Here is a 19611-nt window from a genome sequence, read left to right on the forward strand (position 1 = left end):
CTGAGCGGGTAATAGCGTCAGCGTCGGCTGACCTACTCCGCGTTTCAGACACCTTCGAGTGCCTGGAGTTTGCCGGATCGGATGGCTTTCACGAACTCGTCGTAGTCACGGTCGTTCTGGTCGGCGTAACGCTTCGAGAAGTCGGTGATCGCCTGGTCGAACGCGTCCGAATCGCCGAGGTACGCGGTGATGGCGATCGGGTCTCCGGATCGTGCATGTGCCCGGGCCAGCGTCCAACCGCAGGTTTGTGCGTAGAAGCCGAGGCCTGTCGGTGACATGATCTCGACGTCTGCCGAGCCCTTCATGTCGCGCAACTGCCGCCAGTAGAAGTGGCGTGACGCATCCGCTCCCTTCGTCCAGCCGAGGAAGATGTCGCTGGCGGCCTGCATCATCCGTTGGCCTTGCACGACCCGCTCGCCGGGCTGCCTGAAGCGGCTCTTCGGCAGGTGGTCCTCCAGCACCGACGCGGTGGCCTCCTTGACCTGCAGGAACAGCGGGTCTTGTCCGTCCCGGCCCTGGAGCAGTCCGATAAACGCCCGGGTCCCGACACTGCCGACGCCGACGACCTTGCGGGCCAGATCGACCAGCTCGTACCGCTCCAGCAGTTGACGCCGGTCGGGCTGCAAGGTTTGCCGGTAGGCGCGGAACTGGTCGTGGAGCGCCTTGCCCACCTCGTCCGGCGCCAGCCCGTAGTCGGAGGCGGCCAGGTCACGGAGCGGCACCACGATCGGTGGCTGGCTGACAATCCGGTACTTCCCGTCGACCAGCTCGGCAAGCTTGGACAACGCCTGCAGGCTGTCCCGGGTCCGGGCCTTGCCGAAGGTCTTCTTGGCGCGCTTGAGCTCCTTCTTCGACTTCTTGCCCTTCTCCTGCGAGCGGGCGGCCGCGAGGATGTCTTCTTCGTCGAGGTGCGCGTACCAGATGTCGAGGGTGCGCATCTGCGCGAACCCGGCCATCGCCTCGCGATACGCCGCCACCGACGTGGTGGTCACATCCCGGACCTCCGCCTTGCGGAAGCCGTTGTTGCGGGCTGCGATGGTGAAGCTCGCCGCCATCCGCTTCACGTCGTACTCGAACGGCCCCGGCAGCGTCTCGTCGAAGTCGTTGACGTCGAACATCAGCCGGCGCTCGGGGGAAGCGAACCCTCCGAAGTTGGACAGGTGCGCGTCGCCGCACAGCTGGACGGTCAACCCGGCCCTCGGCGTGTCCTTCAGGTCGGCCGCCATGATTTTCGCCGCGCCACGGTAGAACGTGAACGGCGACACCATCATCCGGCCGTGGCGCACCGGCACCAAGTCCTGCTCACGCGTCAGGTTCTGGTCCTCCAACAGAGCGACCGGGTCGGGGCGATGCGCTGCCGGCTCCCATCCCGCATGGCTGGACGGAGGCGTCTGGTGCCCGGCGTCCTTGCCTAGGGCCCGGCGATCGTCGACGCTCGGATGCTCGATCGTCGCGGTCAGCGACCTCTCTTTTGTCGTCGTCATCGACCTCTCCTCCTCGAAGTGGAAAACTGTGGCGGCCCGGCCCCGCTGGTGGGCTCGGGCCAATGGACCGATCGGTGCTACTGCCGGTGCCGTCGCGGCCCGGCATCGAGTCCTCGTCAGAAGGCGGACTTCATCTCACGGCCGTGCACGACGACGGCCCAGATGATGACGATGTCGAGGAGCACCATGAGGCTCGACCACACCGGGAACGCCGCCAGGAAGGCGACGTTGACCACAGCGCTGACCAGTGCGGCCAGGACAGCGACGATGCGGGCCCACATCCGGCCGGCGAGCAGCGCGAGCCCCGCCAGCGCGATGATGATGCCCAGCACCAGGTGGACCCACCCCCACGTCGTGTAGTCGACATGGATCGCCAATCCACTCTTGCGCACCAGGTAGTAGTCGTCATTGAGCAGTGCGATGAATCCCTGGAACGCGTGGAAAGAACCGAGCATCACCATCATCATCGACGCGAACGTGATCCAGCCTGTCCAGCCGGTCATGCCGACTGGTTCCGACCCACCGCCCCGAGCGTCGGCCGAATAGCCTGCATCGACATCGGACGAGTTCGTCATGGTTGACCTCCCTCTCGAGAACGTGCGCCCAGCCTGCGGGCGGCGCGGCCTGGGCGCCTCGTCCTTAACGGGTAATCGCGCCAGCCCCTCGCCGTACCGGACACACACTGACCGCTCGCTTGCATGGCAGCGGCTGAATCCGGGCTGGGCGCAACGGAGTGTCGGCGTACGTACACGCTCAGCCCGCGAGGCTGATGAGAGCCTGGGCGAGAAGCACCAGACCTATCGCCACGAACAGTGCGCTCACCACGGCCCTGCTGTTCTCCTCCAGCCACTCCCTCAGGCGGTCCAACGAGGGTCGCAGCCGGTCCCTAGCGACCAAGTAGGAGAGCACCGGGAGGGCCACAGTGCTGGTCGCGATGACCACGAAGACTGCGATCGCAGCAACCTGCTCAACAGTCTCCCCTGACGTGTCGCCGATCATTGCCCCGGCCACCGCACAGATTGCCAGGTTCTTCGGATTCAACGCCGAGAGCACCACTCCCAGACCCGCGGCCCTGACCCGGGAAAAGGAGTCGAGCGCGTCCATCCAACGGGGACGTGTCGTCACTGCCGGCGACCTCCGCCGCCGCGACCACCCTCGAATCCCCAGGAGCAGTAGGAGCAGACCCAACCACAGGAGAATCCAGTCGGTCGCCATCGGAGACGTATCCGACCGTGCTTCGACCCGAGACGTCGAGGCAAACAGCGCGGACACCGTCGTCACTACGGCAATTCCCGCTGTCCAGCCAAGCAGGAACCCCAGCCCGGTGTCCGTCGAACGCCTTGCCAGGAGCATCAACAGTGTCGCGATCACCGGCACCGGGCTGAGTGCAACGGCAACCGCCAACGGAAACGGATCAACGATCAACCCGCCCACCCCCTCGACCACGGCTGCCGCCCCGCTGAGCCGCCGCCACAGCTCCCCTCGGCGCACCACTACAGCGTGGGCCAGCCTCCGCTCGCCAACATGAAACCCGGCGGAGTCTGGTGAAATCATCCCTCAGGACGGCCGGCGGACCGCCGCTTGAGGCGAAGATCGACGTCCCACGCACCATGGTTGTGCCATGAATAGGCGCCGAGCCCACGGATCTGAGCCGATCTGAGGGGTTCGCCCTTTGAACCCGAGGACGACGGGTGCTCGACGAGCACGAAGCCTGCGTGAGGCACGGTTCAAACCTGGCGACGGCCAAACGCGCCCACGGCGATCGGATCGGTCCGAGCCCGGACAACGACCACCGCAGGTCTGATCGCGAGATCCCCGCAGGTGCTTGAGGCCAAGGCACGATGTGACTCTCCGGGGTCGCGGCAGCTTACCCGCAACGGGTGATGAGAACCACGGCGATCGGGCGGAGGGTGGGCTTCCAAGGACCAATCGTTGACTCTCGAGTCAAACAAACAGAGGTGGCGCATGACTGTCAACATCGACGAACTAGGCCCGGTCGACTGGATCGTGGTCGAGTTCCCCGGCAGCAAACTGACTGGCGAGATCGCGCCGATCCTGCACGACTACGTCGACCGGGGCTTGATCCGGGTCCTGGACCTGTTGTTCGTCAAGCGGGACGAGGACGGCGGCTACGAGGTGTTCGAGGCAACCGATCTCGACGACAGCGAGATCGGCGAGCTCCGCCGGTTCGAGACCCAGCTGGCCATGTTGCTCAGCGAGCAGGACGTTGAGGATCTCGTCGAGGCCGTCGAGCCGGGCAGCTCGGCCGCCGTGCTCGTGTGGGAGAACCTGTGGGCCGCTCCGTTCGGCTCAGCAGTACGCCGCGCGGGTGGTCAGCTTGTTGCCAGTGGGCGGATCCCGATCCAGGCGGTAATCGCCGCCATCGAGGCCGACGCCGAAGAAACTGACGAAGGAGAATGAGATGCCACTCGCAGCCCGACGCAGGCGCAGGACCGTCGCCGCCGTCGGCGGTGCCGTCGTGGTCGCGCACGGTATGAACCGCCGAGACGACCGGCGCGACGACCGCCGCGACGACCGCGGTGACGACCGTCAAGACCGGCGCGAAGACCGTCGCGACCGGTAGCCGTTGCCGACTGCTGGACAGTCACCGACCAGGACGACCTCGCGACCCAGCGATCCAGGTTGCCGCGTCCTTCGCGGCCCCGACCACGGTGGCCGTTAGGGCGCAGGTTCGCGCAGCAGAGATCATGAAACTGGACCTGGCCAGGATCAGCTGGCAACTAAGCAGGCTGAACTCAGGTGCGGAGCCGCCGAGGAAGTCTTGGCCAAGTTCTTCAAGCAGCGGCTGCCGGGCTCGCTCGGCCTCACGACGGGCTCCGTGATTGACGCAGCAGGAGGAAGGCTCGCATCCCATCGGCTGTCCCCGGCGACAGGTTCAGGGCAGCCGCGCCCGGCATCTACCCGCCCGAAGGTTTCGCGCCGTGCCTGCGTGCGCGCGGCAGCCGACCGTATCCCTCGCGACATGGACGTGCTGAAGCTAGACGCTCCGGTGCGCTCACCGACGTACGGCACCGGGAGCTTGCGGGTGGCCCTGATGCTGTCTTTGAGGATGCGGCTGGATGGTCGGCGTCAGAGGACGGCGGCAACGGGACTACTAGGGCGTGGAAGCGGTGGCGGCTTGGTGGGCTTCCTCGAGATCGTCGTCGGACACTGTGTGTGACTCCGTCATGCCGCCCAGATCTGTCAGCTTGGTCGACACGGCGTCCGCTTCGGTCACCGGCGCCAGCACCCCGACGGCGGCCTTGCCATCGGTGAGCGCGGATCCGAGGCGTTCACGGTCGGCCTTGTCCAGGCCGAGGCCCTTGTGGTGCAGCGCGCCGACAAGTCCACCGCCGACCAGTCCGACAACGAGGCCGACCGGGGTGAACAAGGCCAGCGCCAGACCGATGCCGGCCCCCTTGCCAGTGCTGCGTTTGCCAACCTTCTCGGTCTTGACCTCACCTTTCTCGTTGAGGACGAGAACGCCGATCGCATCATGGCTGGCGAGCCCGGAGTCCTTGAGGGTCTGCGCCGCGGAATCCGCCGCGGCCTCGTTCGCGAATACTGCCAACACAACGATCTTGTTTCCCATGGGATTTCCTCTGTAGGTGGCACGTCGCAGATCCGCGACATTCCCGTTCTAGTCCGCCGGCCAGGCGTACCGCCTCACCCCCAACGGGCGATTCCGGTCACGGTGACCGTTGGGCCACCGTTCGCAGCCGGACTCTTCCGCGTTCGTTCCGGCTCGCATCGCCAGCTGCATGCACACGTTGAGTAGTCCCGACTGCGCAGGGATGCTGGTCGATCCATGCCTGCTGGACAACTGGCGATGATCCGCCGCTTGTACCAGGGATGGTCGAACTGGTTCGACGACCTCCCCCGTCACCGCGATCACACCTAACAGGCACCGACGTGACGAGCCCCGCCGGCTCGAAATCCAAGAACCGATCCGCACGCCTCTGACGCTGCCGCTACGTCGCGTGGTCCGTGGATCTCTGGTGCCGGCGCGTCGGCCGCTTCTGTGCGATCAGTACGTCGATGCCGTCCAGGATTCGGTCGAGGCCGAAGGTCACGTCGGCGTCGTGGATCTCGTCGGTGTACTGGTTGCCGGTCATCAGGGCGGCCAGGATCGAGTATCCGAGTTCGTGCAGCCGAGGTTCCAGGAATCGTGACACCGCTGCCGGCTGGACGGACGTCGTGGTGCTGTCGCGCAGATCGCGACGCGCGCTGGCGATCCGCCGGGCATAACCGTCCAGCAGCAACGCGCACGACAGGCTTTCGGTGGGACTCAGCCCGGCACCGGTCAGCACCTTCAGGATCGCCTCTGCCCAGCCGAGCAGGTTCGGCGTCACCGGCGCTCCGCGGATGGGGAGATCGCAGAGCCATGGGTGGACGTCGCACCGATCGACCATCGCCTGCGTCCACACGGTCGCTGCGGCTCGCCAGTCCCGTACGTCGGCGACCCGGTCCGGTGCCGGACCCCAGGCTGCGTCCCCGAGCAGTACCAGCAGCTCGTCGCGGGACCTGACGTACCTGTAGATCGCGTTGGCGGTCAGCCCGAGCTTCTGGGCGATCTTGGGCATCGACAACGCGGCGAACCCGTCGGTATCGGCCAGCTCGAGGGCTGCGTCGACGATCCGCTCGACGCTCTGCGTCGGCTTCCGGCCGAGTTTGTTCGACTTGGCGGGCAGGCCCCACGCCAGCACGAGCCCCGGTGGCAGGTGCGCATCGTCGGTCAACGGCATCAGGTCGGCTCCTCACGCCCGCGAAACTCGGTGTTTGACTTCGTGTGCACCTTACACTTTATATTAGTGGGACCCACACACGAATACAGTTGAGGATGCGATATGGGACAGCAGCATCACCACGACGGACCAGGTCGGCGACGACCGCGGTTCGACCTTTCTCGCCGGCTCGGAGTGCTGCTGACCGCGGCATTGCTCTCGAGCTCGGCGGCGGCCTGTGCAGGAGCGGCCGAAGCCACGACGAACACCCGTCGTACGCCGGAGACTCGCGCGGACGCCGTGGTCTCGACAGACGCCGGCGCAGTACGAGGCACGCTCACCGCGGATGCCAGGCTCTTCCAAGGAATCCCCTACGCCGCACCACCGGTCGGCGAGCTCCGCTGGGCATCGCCGCAACGGGCCGCGTCATGGCGTGGCATCCGGGACGCCATCAAGCCCGGGACTCGCTGTGCCCAGGCCGGAGGGCTGATCGACGAGGCCAGCACCACCGAGGACTGTCTCTACCTCAACGTCACCACGCCACGCGACAGCGGCGCACACCAGCTGCCGGTCATGGTGTGGATCCACGGCAACGGCTTCATCAATGGAGCCGGCAGCCTGTACGACGCACAGCAGCTGGCGAACAGCGGCCAGGTCGTCGTGGTCAGCCCCAACTACCGGCTGGGCATCTTCGGCTTCCTCGCCCATCCGGCGCTGGACCACGGCGGAGCTCGGCAACTCTCGGGGAACTTCGGCCTCGAAGATCAGCAGGCTGCGTTGCGGTGGGTCCAGCGCAACGCGGCGGCGTTCGGCGGCGATCCGGGCAATGTCACGATCTTCGGTGAGTCCGCTGGAGGCACCAGCGTCTGTTCCCATCTGGTCGCGCCGGGATCCGCAGGGCTGTTCCAGAAGGCGATCCTGCAGAGCGCCGAATGCACCGGGCAGAAGTGGTCGCCCGGACCGCCGACCTGGTTTCCGCTGCCACGTTCCGAGCGCGAGCAGCACGGCCTCGATGTCGCAGCCAAGGTCGGCTGCTCCGATGCGGGGACCGCTGCGGCCTGCCTGCGGGCCAAACCTACGGACGAGCTCAGCAAGTGGTCTGACGACGGGGTCGGATCAGGACCCACCGTTGGTGGTGGCGTGCTGCCTCTCAGCCCGGATCGCGCCTTCGCAACCGGCCGCTTCAACCACGTACCGATCATCCAGGGGACCACGCGGGACGAGCACCGCCTGTTCACCGCGGCAATCGAAACAGCAACCGGTCAGCTGACGACCCCGGCAAGCTACAGCGAAGAAATCCACACGCTGTTCGACCAGTCGGACGCCGAACGGATCCTGGCCCGCTATCCCGTCGAACAGTTCCATTCGGCCGGCGAGGCTCTGTCGGCCGTCGTCACCGACTGGGCGTGGGGCTGCCCGGTCCTCGATCGAGATCGCGCACTCGCCGCGCAGACACCGTTGTATGCGTACGAGTTCGCCGACGAGACTGCTCCGTGGTTCAGTACGCTCCCGAAACCCAACTTCCCGACTGGCGCGTTCCACGGCGCCGAACTGCAGTACCTCTTCACCGACGAGCAACTCCCGGGCCCGAGCACACCCGCGCAGGCACAGCTCTCCGCGACGATGATGCGCTACTGGACGCAGTTCGCACGCACCGGGAACCCGAATGGTCCGGGCCAGCCACGGTGGCAGCCATTCCAGAACAAGGACCACGTCCAGTCGCTCGCCCCTGCAAGAATCGCCTCAGCAGACCTGGCCCAGGAACACCAGTGCGCCTTCTGGACCTCAATAGACTCCTGACCTGATCAATCACCTCCGCCACATGACGATCTGGGCGAGGTGGGTTTGGAGCGTGGGGATGTGGTGCGAATCGAGGTCAAGCCACGTTGCTGGTGGCACCCAATGAGGGATGGAACTCATGCGTGAGGCGCCGGACGCCGTGTCGGTCGAGGCGGTGCTCGATGCTGTGCGAACGGGCTGGGCGATCGACGTCGACGCGATCGAACATCTGCCGGTCGGTTTCGGGGCGCACCACTGGCGAGTCTCGTACGCCGGGATGCCGCGCGTGTTCGTCACGCTCGACAGCCTCGGCCGACGCCATTCGGCGGAGTCGCTCGAGGCTGCGTATTCCGGGGCGGGCGAGCTGGCCGCGGGCGGGCTGGAGTTCGTCGTGGCATCCATACGCGATCGCCACGGTCACTACACGGCTCCCCTGGCCGGCGGCAGTCTGAGCTGTGTGCCCTGGCTGGACGGGGAACCGGCTGGTTCGGGCGCCATCGACGGCGACAGCCTGGCTCGGCAGAACGCCGAAGTGCTCGCACGCCTGCACGCCACCACCCCGCCCGCGGGCATCCCGAGCTGGCGCCCCCGAGTCGGAGAGGATTTCGGCGACTCATTGGCCGACCTACTGCGCAGCCCATGGCAGACCGGTCCGTACGGCGAGCGTGCCCAGAACGCTCTGGCTCGGCGGATCGACGCGATCCGGCGCTGGACCGAGAGCTACCACGAACTGGCTCGCCGGGCCGCAGAACATCCGTGGGTGCCGACCCACGGTGAACCGCACACCGCCAACCAGGTCGTCACCGACGAGGGGATTGTCTTCGTCGACTGGGAATCGCTGGCCCGAGCACCGCGGGAGCGTGACCTGGGCACTCTGGTCGGCTCCGGGTACGCCGAACTGGCCGCTCCGAACTGGGAAATGATCGAGTTGTTCGACCTGGAGTGGCGACTGGAGGAGCTGGCGCAGTACGCGGACTGGTTCAACAGGCCGCACACCGGGACCGACAGCGACCGAGTCGCCTTCGACGACCTCACCGAGGAACTGAACCGACCCGACTGGACGCGAACAACCACCTAGCTACCAGGCTGGCCGTCGGATTCTGCGTGCCATGACTTCCAGAGTTTGCCGTAGACGCGTCCTGCGCTGACGAGTTCGTTGTGAGTACCGAGCTCGACGAGCTCACCGGCTTCCATGACGGCGATCCTGTCGGCGTCGTGCGCGGTCTGAAGGCGATGGGCGATCGCGATCACGGTACGACCCCGGAGTACGGCGGCCAGCGATTGTTCTGTTCGGCGTGCTGTTCTGGGGTCGAGTTGTGCGGTGGCTTCGTCCAGGATCAGGGTGTGCGGATCGGCGAGGACGACTCGTGCCAGCGAGAGTTGCTGGGCGCTGGCGCCGTCGAGGTTGGTGTCGTCGCCGATCTCGGTGTCCAGCCCGTGGGGTAGGTCGTTCAGCCACGCGGCTCCGACTGCGTCCAAGGCGGCGTACAGCTCCTCGTCGGTCGCGTCCGGTCGTGCGATGCGCAGGTTGTCGCGCACGGTGTCGTGGAAGACGTGATGGTCCTGGGTGATGAGTACGACGTGTTCGCGCAGCTCGTCGGGTGGCAGGTCGGCGACGGGTGTACCGCCGATGGTGACCGACCCGGTGTGCGGGCGGTCGAGGCCGGCGAGGAGACGGGCGAGCGTGGACTTCCCTGCTCCGGAGGTGCCGACGATGGCCAACCGTTCTCCGGGCTGCACGGACAGATCAATTCCGTGCAGCACGTCCCGATCGTCGGTGTAGCTGTAGTGAGCGTTGCTCACCTGGATGCGGTCGCCGTCCTCGGCGGCGCCGACGTACGTCGTTGGCTTGGATTCCTCGTCGGGAACGTCGGCCAGTCCTTCGACGCGGGCGTAGGAGGCGCCCGCGCCTTGTAGTTGTTCGATCCAGAGCATCAGGGTGTCGAGCGGGCCGACGAGCTGGCGTAGGTACACCGTCGCCGTCACCACCACGCCGAGGCTGACCACACCGTTGGCCTCCAAAGCGCCGCCGACCAGGAGGACTCCGACCACTGGCAGTGCCAGTGAGACGTCTGCCCACGGAAACAGCACCGTTCGCAGCCACAGTGCCCCTAGGCGTGCGGACCGCGCTTGAGTGACGGCTGACTCTGCGGCCTCTGCTCGGCGCTGTTCCAGACCGAGCAGTTCGATCGTTCGGGCGCCTTTGGCGGTGCTGGCGACGACGTCGGCCAGTTCTGCTCCGGTCGCTGCGACCGCCAGATAGACCAACTGGGGCCTGTCGGCGACCAGGGATTCTGGCGCGTCGCAGGTACCACCGCACGGCCGCTGCGACGCCGATCAGGCAGGCGAGCCCGCACAGTCCCAGCAATGGATCCAGGACGACAACGGCGACGACGAGGAACAGGGCGTGGACGAGGGCGACGAGGACCTCGGGTACGGCGTACCGCAAGGTCATGGCCACCACGGATGCGTCGGTGCTTCCGCGGGCGATCAGGTCGCCGGTGGGCAGATGGTCTGCGACTCGTGGCGGTAAGGCCAGGGTGCGCTTCAAGAATCGTTCTCGAACCCGTGCCGCTGTGCGTTCGCCGAACCGGTAGCCGATCTTGAGCGCCCACCAGGTCAGGGTTGTCTGCACGATCGTGAACACCAATGCGCCGAAGGCGAGACGGTCCACCCGGCTGAGCACGTCACTGCCACCGGCTTGGATCGTGTCGATGATTCGGCCGAGCAGCCACGGACCTACCAGCCCAGCTGCGGCGGCAAGCCCGTTGACACAGACGATCCCGACCACGGCACCCCGGTCTGCGCGCAGGTCGCGGAGCGCCGCTGCACGGACCTCGGGGGTGCCTGCGATCGGCAGCTGCCTACTCATGGTCCTCCTGATCGCCCTGTGCACGGGATACCAGGTCTCGATAGCCGCGATCGCTGCGCAGGAGTTCGGCGTGTGTCCCGACTGACGACGTCTGACCATCGACCAGGACGATGACTTCGTCGGCGCGGTCCAGAACCAGCGGTGACGTCGTGGTGATCACCGTGGTCGAGTCGCGCCTGGCTTCGCGGAGCCGGTCGATCATGGCTGCTTCGGTGTTGGCGTCGACCGCCGAGGTGGGTTCGACGGCGAGCAGGACTTCGGGTGCGGCATAGATGGCGCGAGCGAGTTGAATCCGTTGCCGTTGGCCACCAGATAGGTCACTCCCGCCGGCAGCGATCGATGCGTCCAGACCGCCGGGCAACGCGTCCACGACGTCCTCGGCCACGGCGGCGTGCAGGGCCGCACGGATTCGGTCGTCGTCAGGCTCGAGGCGTCCCGCAACAATGTCGCGGACCGTGCCTGCGAACACCTCGGCGTGGTTGTCGGCGACAACCAACCGGCGCCTGAACTCGCTGCGAGCAACATCATCGATCCGTACGTCGGCCCAGGTCGCACCGGCCTCGGGATCGGTGCTCAGTTGCCCAAGCCTCTCGACCACGGCGACTGTCTCCGCGGGGCGAGCAGCGACCAGCGCAGTGAACCGTCCGGGATAGATCACGACCCCCGACTGTGGATCGGCCAACGGCCCACCGTCAGGAGGGATGATCGCCGCGTCGCGGTCGTTGTCGCGTGTCACCGGCAGGTTGAGCAGGTCGCTGATTCGTTGACCGGCCACCCGCGCACGGGCGATGTCACCTCCGCCCTCGATGAAGGCCGACACCGGCACGACGAGAACGGCAACGTAGCCGTAGACGGCGACAACGTCTCCGATGCTGATGGCGCCGGTCGCAGCCATGCGCGCCGAGAGCCACACCACCGCGGCCAGGAACAGCGCGGGCAGTCCTGTCGACAATGCGCCGACCCAACTCGAGGGCCCGGCGACCCGGTAGCCACGATGCACCAGTCCCTGCGACTGCTGTCCGTACCGCTCGGCGACAACCCCCTTCCCACCGAGGCCGTTCAGCACTCGTAGCCCGGCCAGGACATCGACCAGGCGGGTCGTCAACTGCCCCTGGTGCACGCGATACTCGCCGCCGGTGCGCTCGATGCGCTGCAGGAACGGGCCAACTGCCACAGCGAGCAGCGGAACTCCGGCGAGAACCACCGCGGCCAGCAACGGCGAAATCGTGAACAGTACGACGGCGACGACGGCGTAAGCCACCACCGCGCCGACGCCGGGACCAGTGACGGTGAGCGCCATCGCAACCGTGTACACGTCGGCGATGCCGACCGTCACCACCTCCCCAGCACTCACGCGACGCGTCAGCGAGGCACCCAAGCGGGACGTGTGCCACACCGTTGCCCGGACCGAGCGAAACGATGCGTCCATCCGGATCTTGGTCATCGTGCGATGCCGAGCGATCCCCAAGAGCGCGTTCAGCACGGTGACCACGAGCAGGACCACAGCCCACTCGACGAGGGCGGCAGTATCGCCGGCGACAAGTCCGTCATCCACCGCACGGGACAGCACCCACGGTGGCACCGCCAAGCCGACCATCCAGACGGTGCCCAACATCGCACCCGTCGCGACCCGCCGCGGCTGCGATCGAGTAAGCCAGAAGAGGAAGCGCCAGGGGCTGGTCAGATCACGATGCGCCGGCGGGATCCACGTCTCGGTCATCCTGTCCAGCCACTCGCGAACCGCAGCCGTCCGCCACCTCCGCTGCCGTGCACCGCCGCTGGCCATGCGCAGATCCTCGCAGCAATGCATCAACCGGGGAAACGAATTTGTGATCGGATTCACAAACGCGATCTCCAGTCAACAACTCGCAGCCGACCACCCTGAGCCTCGTGAGATCGGCGGCGTGTGGTTGTCGGATCTGTCCGAGCCCGTTCGATGTCATGTAGAGACCGGGCCACAGGGCTCGGCCGACATGAATTGAGAGGACAGCGACGATGACCGACGACAGGGCGACCGGCGGAGCAAGGAAATTCCGATTCGGTGTTCTTGCTCCGATCAGAACTGATCTGCCGGCGTGGCGAGACCAGGTGCGCCGTATTGCCGACAGCGGTTTCTCGACACTCCTGATGCCCGACGTTCAGCAGTGGCAGCCGGCGCCCGGTCCCACGCTGGCTGTCGCGGCGACTCTCGCCGACCTGCGGGTAGGTACGTGGGTGTATGCCTCTCCGCTGCGCACGCCCTGGAGCTTGGCCTGGGAGGCGCACTCATTGTCGGTGCTTACTGAGGGTCGCTTCGAGATGGGCATCGGCGTCGGCAGGCCCGGGATCGAGGACGAACTGCGTGAGTTGGGCCTTCCGGTGGTGACACCGGGCCAGCGGTTGTCTCAGGTGCGCGACGCCGTTACGTCGCTCAGAGAACTCGACGGCCCGGATCTCCGTACGCCGGTGGTCATGGCCGTGCGTGGCCCGAAGGCCCAAGCCCTGGCGGCCGACCTGGCGGATACGGTCACCTTCGCCACGATGCCGGGCGACTCTCGGGCCGACATAGTGCGATTGGCAACCGAGTTTCGCGCACTCGGAGACCTCGAACTGGCGCATCACGTGGCGGTTGTCGGCGACGAGGTCTCGCCGTTCATGGCACCCCCCGACACGGACCCTGCCGCGTTGCGCGCAGCGGACTCGCTGTTGGTGCTTCCCAGTGACCCGACGGCAGCCAAAGAAGAAATCCTGCGACGACGTGAGGAGGGTGGCTTCTCATACATCGTCATCGGCGCGAACGCCGTTGACACACTCGCTCCTGTCGTCGCCGAACTGACCGGACGATGACCCGGGGAAACTCCTGTGGTCGAAGGTTCAGTATTTGCACTGGTGGGGGTCGCACTGCGGTGACAGGCTGGGATGGGTGAGGACCTACGGGCAGTACTGCCCGATCGCGCGGGCGTCCGAACTGCTGGCCGAGCGCTGGTCGTTCATCATCCTGCGCAACATCGTCCTGATCGGCTGCCGGACCTTCAACGAGATCGCCGACGGCGCTCCGGGGTTGTCTCGTGGCCTGCTGTCGAAGCGGTTGCGGGACTTGGAGCGCGCCGGGGTCCTCGAGATCCGTCCGAAGCCCGACGGTCCGGGCTCGACGTACGAGCCGACCCAAGCGGGCCGGGAGCTGTCGGAGGTCATGTTGGCTCTGCAGCACTGGGGATCGCAGTGGGCGGAGCTGACACCGCAGCATGCGCATCCGGGCGTGGTGCTGTGGGGCTGGGTGAACAGTCACCTCGACCGCGGCCGCCTTCCCCGCCACCGGGTCCTGGTCCGGTTCGACTACCCCACGGTGTCGGGGCCTGGCAGTCGTGGCTGGCTGCTGATCGAGCGTGGCGACGCTGAGATCTGCGAGAAGCACCCCGGCGGAGAAGAGGATCTGGTGGTCGTGGTGAGCGATCCGATGGCGTTCGCCCGCTGGGACCTCGGAGAGCTCGAGTGGGTAGACGCCTTGCGCTGCGGGGCGATCGAGGTTCGTGGCCCACGCGCGCTGGCGCGGGCACTCCCCACCTGGAAGCGCCGCGTCGACCCACACGCCGCACGGCAAGTCATCACCGTCGACTGAAGCCGGCCGGGTTCAGACACTGCACTTCTTGTGCGCTCCCGCCGGCGGCAGCATCGAGGCTGCGCGTGTTCTTGACCGTACGGCGAATGAGGCGTGATGGCGGAAGTGTCGAACGGGTTCGCAGTGGTCGTGGTCGGAGCCGGCCAGGCGGGCCTGGCGGTGAGCTACGAACTGACTGTTCTCGGGATCGATCACCTGGTGCTGGAGCAGGCCCGGGTCGGTCAAACCTGGCGGGGTCTTTGGGACAGCTTCTGCCTGGTCACGCCGAACTGGACCATGAGTCTGCCGGGCGCTGCGTACGCCGGCAACGACCCGGAGGGCTTCGTCCCGCGCGACGAGATCGTCCGCTACCTCCAGCGGTACGCGTCGAGCTTCGGTGCGCCGGTTCGCGAGGGCGTCGGCGTGGACAGCCTCGAGCCCGGAGCCAACGGCGAGTTCCTCCTCCGCACGTCGGCCGGCGAGCTGCGGGCCGCGTCGGTGGTCGTGTGTACGGGCGCCTTCCAGCGACCACACCACCCGGAGGTTCCGGCTGGGATCCCGAACGACGTGACCGTGGTCGGTGCCCGGGATTACCGCAACCCCGCAGCCCTTCCGCCGGGGAAGGTCCTCGTCGTAGGAAGTGGTCAGACCGGCTGCCAACTCTCCGAGGAGCTGCACGAAGCGGGCCGCGAGGTGTTCCTGGCCTGCGGACGGGCGCCGTGGCTGCCGCGGCGTACCGGCGGCCGCGACATCGTCAGCTGGCTGAAAGAGACCACATTCTTCGACACCCCGCTCAGCGCCCTGCCCTCACCGGAGGCTCGGCTGGGCTCCAACCTGCTGGTGACCGGCCAACGAGGCGGCCATGACCTGCACTACCGCACCTTGCAAGCGATGGGCGTAAACCTCATGGGCCACCTGGCTGGGGTCGAGGACCATCGGGCGTACTTCGCCGCTGACCTGGCCGACTCGGTCGCCTTCGGCGATGCGCGGTACGCCGACATTCGCAAACTGCTCACCGAGCAACTCCCCACCAAGGGGATCACGGCACCCGAGCTGCCCGACCCTCCGCCGTTTCACGCCGATCCGCCGCTGGAGTTGGACCTCAACGGGTTCGGCGCGGTGATTCTCACCTCCGGATTCCGCCCCGACTACGCCCGCTGGGTGCGGTTCTCTGCGTTCGACGCCATGGGCTTCCCGCTCACCGACAACGGTGCAAGCACGGTGGTCCCGGGCCTGTACTTCTGCGGCGTCCACTTCCTGCGCAAGCGGAAGTCCTCGGTGCTGTTCGGCGTCGGCGAGGATGCCGCCATCGTGGCCCGATCGATCGCCCGCAAACAGTCACACCACCAGCCCGTTTGAGAAACTCGCACCTGTACAGGTGGGGCCTCGCGTCCTCTACTGGCGGTAGGCGGCGCCTGGGCCGTCATCCGTGCTGGGAGGGCATCGTGGCGCGGGGTGGGATGAGGTGGCCGATTCGCGGGCTCGTGGCGATCGCCAGCGGGGTCATGGTGCTGCTTGGCGGAGCCTGCACGCGCGCGGACGACAGTGAGCAGGACGGGGCCGCGCGCCCGGTCAGTGCTTGGCCGCTGCGCGCCGCCGGGGGCGCGCCAGTCATGGTCGACGTCCCGGTTCGGGACGGTGTCGCAGCGCTGCCGCTCAAGGGTCAGCGGCCGGCCAACACGCTCATCGACCTGGAGGTAGGCGGGCAGGCGGTCGGCGCGGCACCCGAGTTGCAAGCCTTCGACGTGGACGATCCAGTTCAGGCGCAGCCGAACTTCAAGCCCGGACTGGAGACGACTCCGGCTTCGGACTCGTACGAGAGAAACTACGCAGCCCTGTGGTCGTTCGTCGCGTTGCTCGCCTTTGGTGTGGTGGCGTGGTTGGCGGCGGGCCGCCTCCTGGGTCGCCTGTCGGTGCGCACTTCGACAGGCGATGGGCCACGGCGGTGGTCGCGGGCAGCTCTGGCGGCCATCTTGCTGGCTCTGATGACGCCGCTGGTGCTCTGGGCCGCGTCCGATGCGATGTACGCGCTGGCGTATTCGGACCCGTCATTCGACGCCGCCGGCCTCTTCCTCCCGGTTATGCCCGCAGCGCTGGTCAGCGCCGCGGCGGTCCGCTCTGCCCGCACTGGACTCCGCGAGGTCCATGGCCAGACCAGCGGCCGCGCCCTGGCGATATCGGCGACCGTCGTTGCGTACGTCGTCGCCGGCTTGATGCTCGCGGTGGCACTCTTGTCCCTCATCGCCACAGCCGGTCAAGGAGGATGACACGCATCGTGTTACCCGTGTCAGCGCGGTTGAAGCGCAGGGTCGCCGTCGACTTCCCAGCGCCTGGGTCGGCGGAAGAAGTCGCGCGGCTCCTGGCGAACGGGGCCGACTCCGAACGCGTCCAGACAGCCATCGTGCTGGCTGCCCAAGGCGACATCCGCAAGATTCAGTGGGGTATCAAGGAGGCTTCCATCGACTGGCGTGATGTCCTCATCAGCGGTGGGCTTGCCGATCAGGATTGGGCTGAGACTCTCGATCGGCAGCTTGGTCCGGAGCGCCCGGCCGCCGGCTGATCGTCAGTTGGCCGAGAGCTTCTCGGTGATCGCCTCCCGGCTGGCCTCCGGGTCGTCGGTGTGGTCCACGCCGAGCTCTGTGAGGAGGGCGAGGGCGGTCTGCCAGTGCTGCCTAGCCCGGGCCGGGTCGCCGAGGACGGCGTACGCCGCACCGAGGCCGTCCTCGGCCCGCGCGAGATCGGCGCTCAGTCGCCGCCGCTCAGCGAGGAGTCGAGCCTGCCGGTGGTGCTCGAGCGCGGACCGGCCGTCGCCGAGGTCGACGTACGCGCGCCCCATTCCCTGGTGCGCCTCGTACTGCCAGTTCCGGTTCCCGGTGCGGACCGCTACCGCGAGCACTTCGCGGTAGGAGTCCAGCGCGGACGACGCGTCGCCACTGCGGCGACGAGCGTTGCCCAGGTTGTACATGCCGGCGAGCTCGCCGATGGGTAGACCCTCCTCGCGCGACAGCGCCACCGCGAGACGGAACCCCTCCACGGCGGCGGCCGTTCGGCCGAGCTCGGCGTCGGCTCGGCCACGGCCGATCAGGGCGTCGACCTCCCGCGCCCGGTAGCCGACTCGTCGGGCCAGCGCCAGTGCCTGGTCGAAATGGCTCACGGCCGTCCGGTACGCGCCCTCGCTCAACCGGCTATGGGCCACAGTGGAGTGCGACTCCAGTTGCCCCAGTTCGTCGCCGGCGTCCTCCGCCAGCCCCAGTGCGCGGGTGAGGTGCTCGTCGGCATCCACTGGGCTGCCGCCGTACTGCACTGTCGCAGCCAGCCCGATGTGCGCTTCGACCTCCACCAGAGTCAGTCCCTCCGCGGCGGCCAGAGACAGCGCCTGGGCGAAGTGGTCGGCGGCGGTCGAGTAGTCGTTCTGGCGCCGCCGTACTCGGCCGATGTCGCCGTGCGCCCTGGCTGCGGCGGCCCGGTCGCCCAGATCGTCAGCGGACTCCAGCGCCAATCGATGCAGTACGTCGGCCTCGCCGAGCCGGTCGCGCATGATCAGCCGCCGGTGCACCAGACCGGCGAGGTCGCCGACGTACCGATGCAGTTCCAGTTCGCGGGCCGCAAGGGCGCCGGCGACCACGTTCGGCAGCTCGGTGTCGAGCCAGCTGTTCGCCTGGTCGGCGGTCCAGTCCGGCGGGTCCACCGTGTACGGCGGATCCGGTCGGCGGCTCCGGGTGTACGGATGCGCCAGATCCATCGCAGCACTCGCCCATGCGCAGTAGTGGTCGAGGAGCCTGATCAGCGCAGCCGACCGCTCCTGCGCGGTCTCGCTGGCCTGGGCGTGCCGGGCCGCGTCGGCCCGGGTGAGGTCGTGCATGCTGTAGCGCCCGGCCGGCCCCTCGTCGAACAGGTGCAGGTCCTGCAGGGCTTCCAGCGCCGAGCGGGCGGGGGCATCGCCGGTGCCGAACAGCGCCGCGGCCGCGCCGAGATCGACATCCGGCCCGGGGATCAGACCGACCAGCCGGTACGCGCGTCGCGTCGGCTCGTCCAGCGCGGCGTACGACAGGTCGAGGGCGGCGGACACTCCGAGCGTTTCGTCATCGAGCCGGTCGAGTACGGCGGCACGCTGCTCCTGCAACCGCAGTACCAAGTCGGATACTTGCCACGAGGGCCGCGACCGCAGCCGGGCCGCGGCGATCCGCAGCGCGAGTGGAAGACGGCCGCAGAGCTCGACCACCTCGGTCAGCTGATCGGACCTCGGTCCCGTGGACTCCGAGGCGCGGGTGAACAGGTCGATGGCTTCCGGCCGGAGCAGTGTGCTGAGCCGGATGGTTGCGCCCCGGTCGAGGCTCGCGAGCGTGTGGCGGCTGGTGGTGAGGACCTGGCAGGTCGGGGTGGCCGGCAGCAGCGGCGCGACCTGGCCGGCGCCGGCCACGTTGTCGTAGACGAAGAGCAGCCGTCGGTCGGCGACCAGGCTGCGGAACAGGCCTGCGCACTCCTCGACGTCGACCGGGAGCTGGTCGCCCGGCACACCCAGCGCCCGCATGATCCGGGCCAGCGCCTGGTCCGGTTCGAGCGGGTGCATGCGGACGCTGAACCCGTGCAGGTCGATGAAGATCTGGCCGTCGGGGAAGTCCGGCGCGAGCAACCGGCCCGCCTGGACCGCGAAGGCCGTCTTGCCGACCCCAGCCATTCCCTCGACAGCGATGACGGACCGGCCCTCGGCGACGCGCGCGTGCAAGGCGGCCAACTCCTCGTGCCGGCCGACGAAATGCGAAGGGGCCGGCGGCAACTGGTGTGGCCTGTCGGGGACCGTGAGCGTCGCTCCGCGTGCGGCGGCCGCCAGCTCGACCGACTCGTCGTCGGTCAGCTCGAGAACCTCCGCGACCAGTCGTAGGGAGCTGCCGCGCGGCCGGACGGACTCTCCGGTCTCCCAGCGCCGCAGCGTCCGTGGATCGAGACCGGATCGCTGCGCGAGTTCTTCCTGCGTGAGCAGCGCTCGCTCCCGCCACCCACGCAGCAGCTCACCGAAGGTCGACGGTCGAGGTCCGGTCACACCTGCCTCCCCGTCGCAGTTTAGGGCGCGGGAGGTCACGATCGGCTGCCACCGCGGTGAGGCCGGCCGGAAGTGTCCGCAAGATGTCCGGTCGGCGACCTGGGGCCGGTGCGTGCCGCGGTGAAGAGTCGATC

The 19611-nt window shown here is 67.7% G+C and carries 17 protein-coding genes and 1 pseudogene; 9 read left to right on the forward strand and 9 right to left on the reverse strand.

The window, feature by feature from the left end; translation table 11 throughout:
- Positions 1 to 44 precede the first annotated feature (44 nt).
- The 3 genes from AB0I34_RS40260 to AB0I34_RS40270 form a co-directional block, all read right to left on the reverse strand.
- Positions 45 to 1484 (reverse strand): DUF2252 domain-containing protein, encoded by a 1440-nt coding sequence (locus AB0I34_RS40260; protein ID WP_360456605.1) that lies wholly within the window; start codon positions 1482 to 1484, stop codon positions 45 to 47.
- Positions 1485 to 1600: 116 nt separating this feature from the next.
- Positions 1601 to 2059 carry a hypothetical protein gene (locus AB0I34_RS40265; RefSeq protein ID WP_360456608.1) on the reverse strand — a complete coding sequence of 153 codons (459 nt, stop codon included), beginning with the start codon at positions 2057 to 2059 and terminating at the stop codon, positions 1601 to 1603.
- Between the two features lie 178 nt (positions 2060 to 2237).
- Positions 2238 to 2909 (reverse strand): GAP family protein, encoded by a 672-nt coding sequence (locus AB0I34_RS40270; protein WP_360456611.1) that lies wholly within the window; start codon positions 2907 to 2909, stop codon positions 2238 to 2240.
- Positions 2910 to 3449: 540 nt separating this feature from the next.
- On the opposite strand from AB0I34_RS40270, the gene AB0I34_RS40275 reads away from it, so the two are divergent.
- The gene (locus AB0I34_RS40275) at positions 3450 to 3905 is read left to right on the forward strand and encodes a DUF6325 family protein (RefSeq protein WP_360456614.1); all 456 of its coding nucleotides are present in this window, start codon (positions 3450 to 3452) and stop codon (positions 3903 to 3905) included.
- Position 3906: 1 nt separating this feature from the next.
- Positions 3907 to 4068 carry a hypothetical protein gene (locus AB0I34_RS40280; protein WP_360456617.1) on the forward strand — a complete coding sequence of 54 codons (162 nt, stop codon included), beginning with the start codon at positions 3907 to 3909 and terminating at the stop codon, positions 4066 to 4068.
- A 531-nt stretch (positions 4069 to 4599) separates the two neighbouring features.
- On the opposite strand, the gene AB0I34_RS40285 is transcribed toward AB0I34_RS40280, so the two are convergent.
- On the reverse strand, positions 4600 to 5076 hold the full coding sequence (locus AB0I34_RS40285) for a DUF1269 domain-containing protein (protein ID WP_360456620.1): 477 nt from the start codon (positions 5074 to 5076) through the stop codon (positions 4600 to 4602).
- Between the two features lie 379 nt (positions 5077 to 5455).
- Positions 5456 to 6229 carry a helix-turn-helix domain-containing protein gene (locus AB0I34_RS40290; protein ID WP_360456623.1) on the reverse strand — a complete coding sequence of 258 codons (774 nt, stop codon included), beginning with the start codon at positions 6227 to 6229 and terminating at the stop codon, positions 5456 to 5458.
- Positions 6230 to 6331: 102 nt separating this feature from the next.
- On the opposite strand from AB0I34_RS40290, the gene AB0I34_RS40295 reads away from it, so the two are divergent.
- Positions 6332 to 8008 (forward strand): carboxylesterase/lipase family protein, encoded by a 1677-nt coding sequence (locus AB0I34_RS40295; protein ID WP_360456626.1) that lies wholly within the window; start codon positions 6332 to 6334, stop codon positions 8006 to 8008.
- Between the two features lie 109 nt (positions 8009 to 8117).
- Complete coding sequence (locus AB0I34_RS40300) at positions 8118 to 9065, forward strand: phosphotransferase (RefSeq protein WP_360456629.1); 948 nt, start codon at positions 8118 to 8120, stop codon at positions 9063 to 9065.
- On the opposite strand, the gene AB0I34_RS40305 is transcribed toward AB0I34_RS40300, so the two are convergent.
- The 3 genes and pseudogenes from AB0I34_RS40305 to AB0I34_RS40315 form a co-directional block, all read right to left on the reverse strand.
- Positions 9062 to 10255, reverse strand: coding sequence for an ABC transporter ATP-binding protein (locus tag AB0I34_RS40305; RefSeq protein WP_360456632.1), 1194 nt, complete (start codon positions 10253 to 10255; stop codon positions 9062 to 9064). The two genes, AB0I34_RS40300 and AB0I34_RS40305, sit on opposite strands and share 4 nt — an antisense overlap.
- An 88-nt stretch (positions 10256 to 10343) precedes the next feature.
- Positions 10344 to 10958: pseudogene (locus tag AB0I34_RS40310) on the reverse strand (ABC transporter transmembrane domain-containing protein); the annotation flags it as partial.
- Positions 10852 to 12579, reverse strand: coding sequence for an ABC transporter ATP-binding protein (locus AB0I34_RS40315; RefSeq protein ID WP_360456635.1), 1728 nt, complete (start codon positions 12577 to 12579; stop codon positions 10852 to 10854). The pseudogene AB0I34_RS40310 and the gene AB0I34_RS40315, both read right to left, overlap by 107 nt.
- A 275-nt stretch (positions 12580 to 12854) precedes the next feature.
- Here AB0I34_RS40315 and AB0I34_RS40320 point away from each other — a divergent pair, with 275 nt between their 5' ends.
- The 5 genes from AB0I34_RS40320 to AB0I34_RS40340 all read left to right on the forward strand — a co-directional run bounded on the left by AB0I34_RS40320 (position 12855) and on the right by AB0I34_RS40340 (position 16996).
- Entirely contained in the window at positions 12855 to 13685 is an 831-nt protein-coding gene (locus tag AB0I34_RS40320) for an LLM class flavin-dependent oxidoreductase (RefSeq protein ID WP_360456638.1), read from the forward strand.
- A gap of 76 nt (positions 13686 to 13761) precedes the next feature.
- Positions 13762 to 14457, forward strand: a complete 696-nt coding sequence (locus AB0I34_RS40325; RefSeq protein ID WP_360456641.1) for a helix-turn-helix domain-containing protein — start codon at positions 13762 to 13764, stop codon at positions 14455 to 14457.
- Between the two features lie 96 nt (positions 14458 to 14553).
- Positions 14554 to 15795 carry an NAD(P)/FAD-dependent oxidoreductase gene (locus tag AB0I34_RS40330; protein WP_360456644.1) on the forward strand — a complete coding sequence of 414 codons (1242 nt, stop codon included), beginning with the start codon at positions 14554 to 14556 and terminating at the stop codon, positions 15793 to 15795.
- Positions 15796 to 15896: 101 nt separating this feature from the next.
- Entirely contained in the window at positions 15897 to 16703 is an 807-nt protein-coding gene (locus AB0I34_RS40335; protein WP_360456647.1) for a hypothetical protein, read from the forward strand.
- Between the two features lie 17 nt (positions 16704 to 16720).
- Positions 16721 to 16996, forward strand: a complete 276-nt coding sequence (locus AB0I34_RS40340) for a hypothetical protein (protein WP_360456650.1) — start codon at positions 16721 to 16723, stop codon at positions 16994 to 16996.
- A 3-nt stretch (positions 16997 to 16999) separates the two neighbouring features.
- On the opposite strand, the gene AB0I34_RS40345 is transcribed toward AB0I34_RS40340, so the two are convergent.
- Positions 17000 to 19477, reverse strand: a complete 2478-nt coding sequence (locus AB0I34_RS40345; RefSeq protein WP_360456652.1) for a tetratricopeptide repeat protein — start codon at positions 19475 to 19477, stop codon at positions 17000 to 17002.
- Between the last annotated feature and the right edge of the window lie 134 nt (positions 19478 to 19611).

The organism is Kribbella sp. NPDC050281 (assembly GCF_040655855.1).
In the GTDB taxonomy this organism is placed as follows: domain Bacteria; phylum Actinomycetota; class Actinomycetes; order Propionibacteriales; family Kribbellaceae; genus Kribbella.

Coding starts and splice junctions, on each gene's coding strand:
- AB0I34_RS40260 (WP_360456605.1), bottom strand. CDS start 1,484: ATGACGACGACAAAAGAGAGGTCGCTGACCGCGACGATCGAGCATCCG.
- AB0I34_RS40265 (WP_360456608.1), bottom strand. CDS start 2,059: ATGACGAACTCGTCCGATGTCGATGCAGGCTATTCGGCCGACGCTCGG.
- AB0I34_RS40275 (WP_360456614.1), top strand. CDS start 3,450: ATGACTGTCAACATCGACGAACTAGGCCCGGTCGACTGGATCGTGGTC.
- AB0I34_RS40280 (WP_360456617.1), top strand. CDS start 3,907: ATGCCACTCGCAGCCCGACGCAGGCGCAGGACCGTCGCCGCCGTCGGC.
- AB0I34_RS40285 (WP_360456620.1), bottom strand. CDS start 5,076: ATGGGAAACAAGATCGTTGTGTTGGCAGTATTCGCGAACGAGGCCGCG.
- AB0I34_RS40290 (WP_360456623.1), bottom strand. CDS start 6,229: ATGCCGTTGACCGACGATGCGCACCTGCCACCGGGGCTCGTGCTGGCG.
- AB0I34_RS40295 (WP_360456626.1), top strand. CDS start 6,332: ATGGGACAGCAGCATCACCACGACGGACCAGGTCGGCGACGACCGCGG.
- AB0I34_RS40300 (WP_360456629.1), top strand. CDS start 8,118: ATGGAACTCATGCGTGAGGCGCCGGACGCCGTGTCGGTCGAGGCGGTG.
- AB0I34_RS40315 (WP_360456635.1), bottom strand. CDS start 12,579: ATGACCGAGACGTGGATCCCGCCGGCGCATCGTGATCTGACCAGCCCC.
- AB0I34_RS40320 (WP_360456638.1), top strand. CDS start 12,855: ATGACCGACGACAGGGCGACCGGCGGAGCAAGGAAATTCCGATTCGGT.
- AB0I34_RS40330 (WP_360456644.1), top strand. CDS start 14,554: ATGGCGGAAGTGTCGAACGGGTTCGCAGTGGTCGTGGTCGGAGCCGGC.
- AB0I34_RS40335 (WP_360456647.1), top strand. CDS start 15,897: ATGAGGTGGCCGATTCGCGGGCTCGTGGCGATCGCCAGCGGGGTCATG.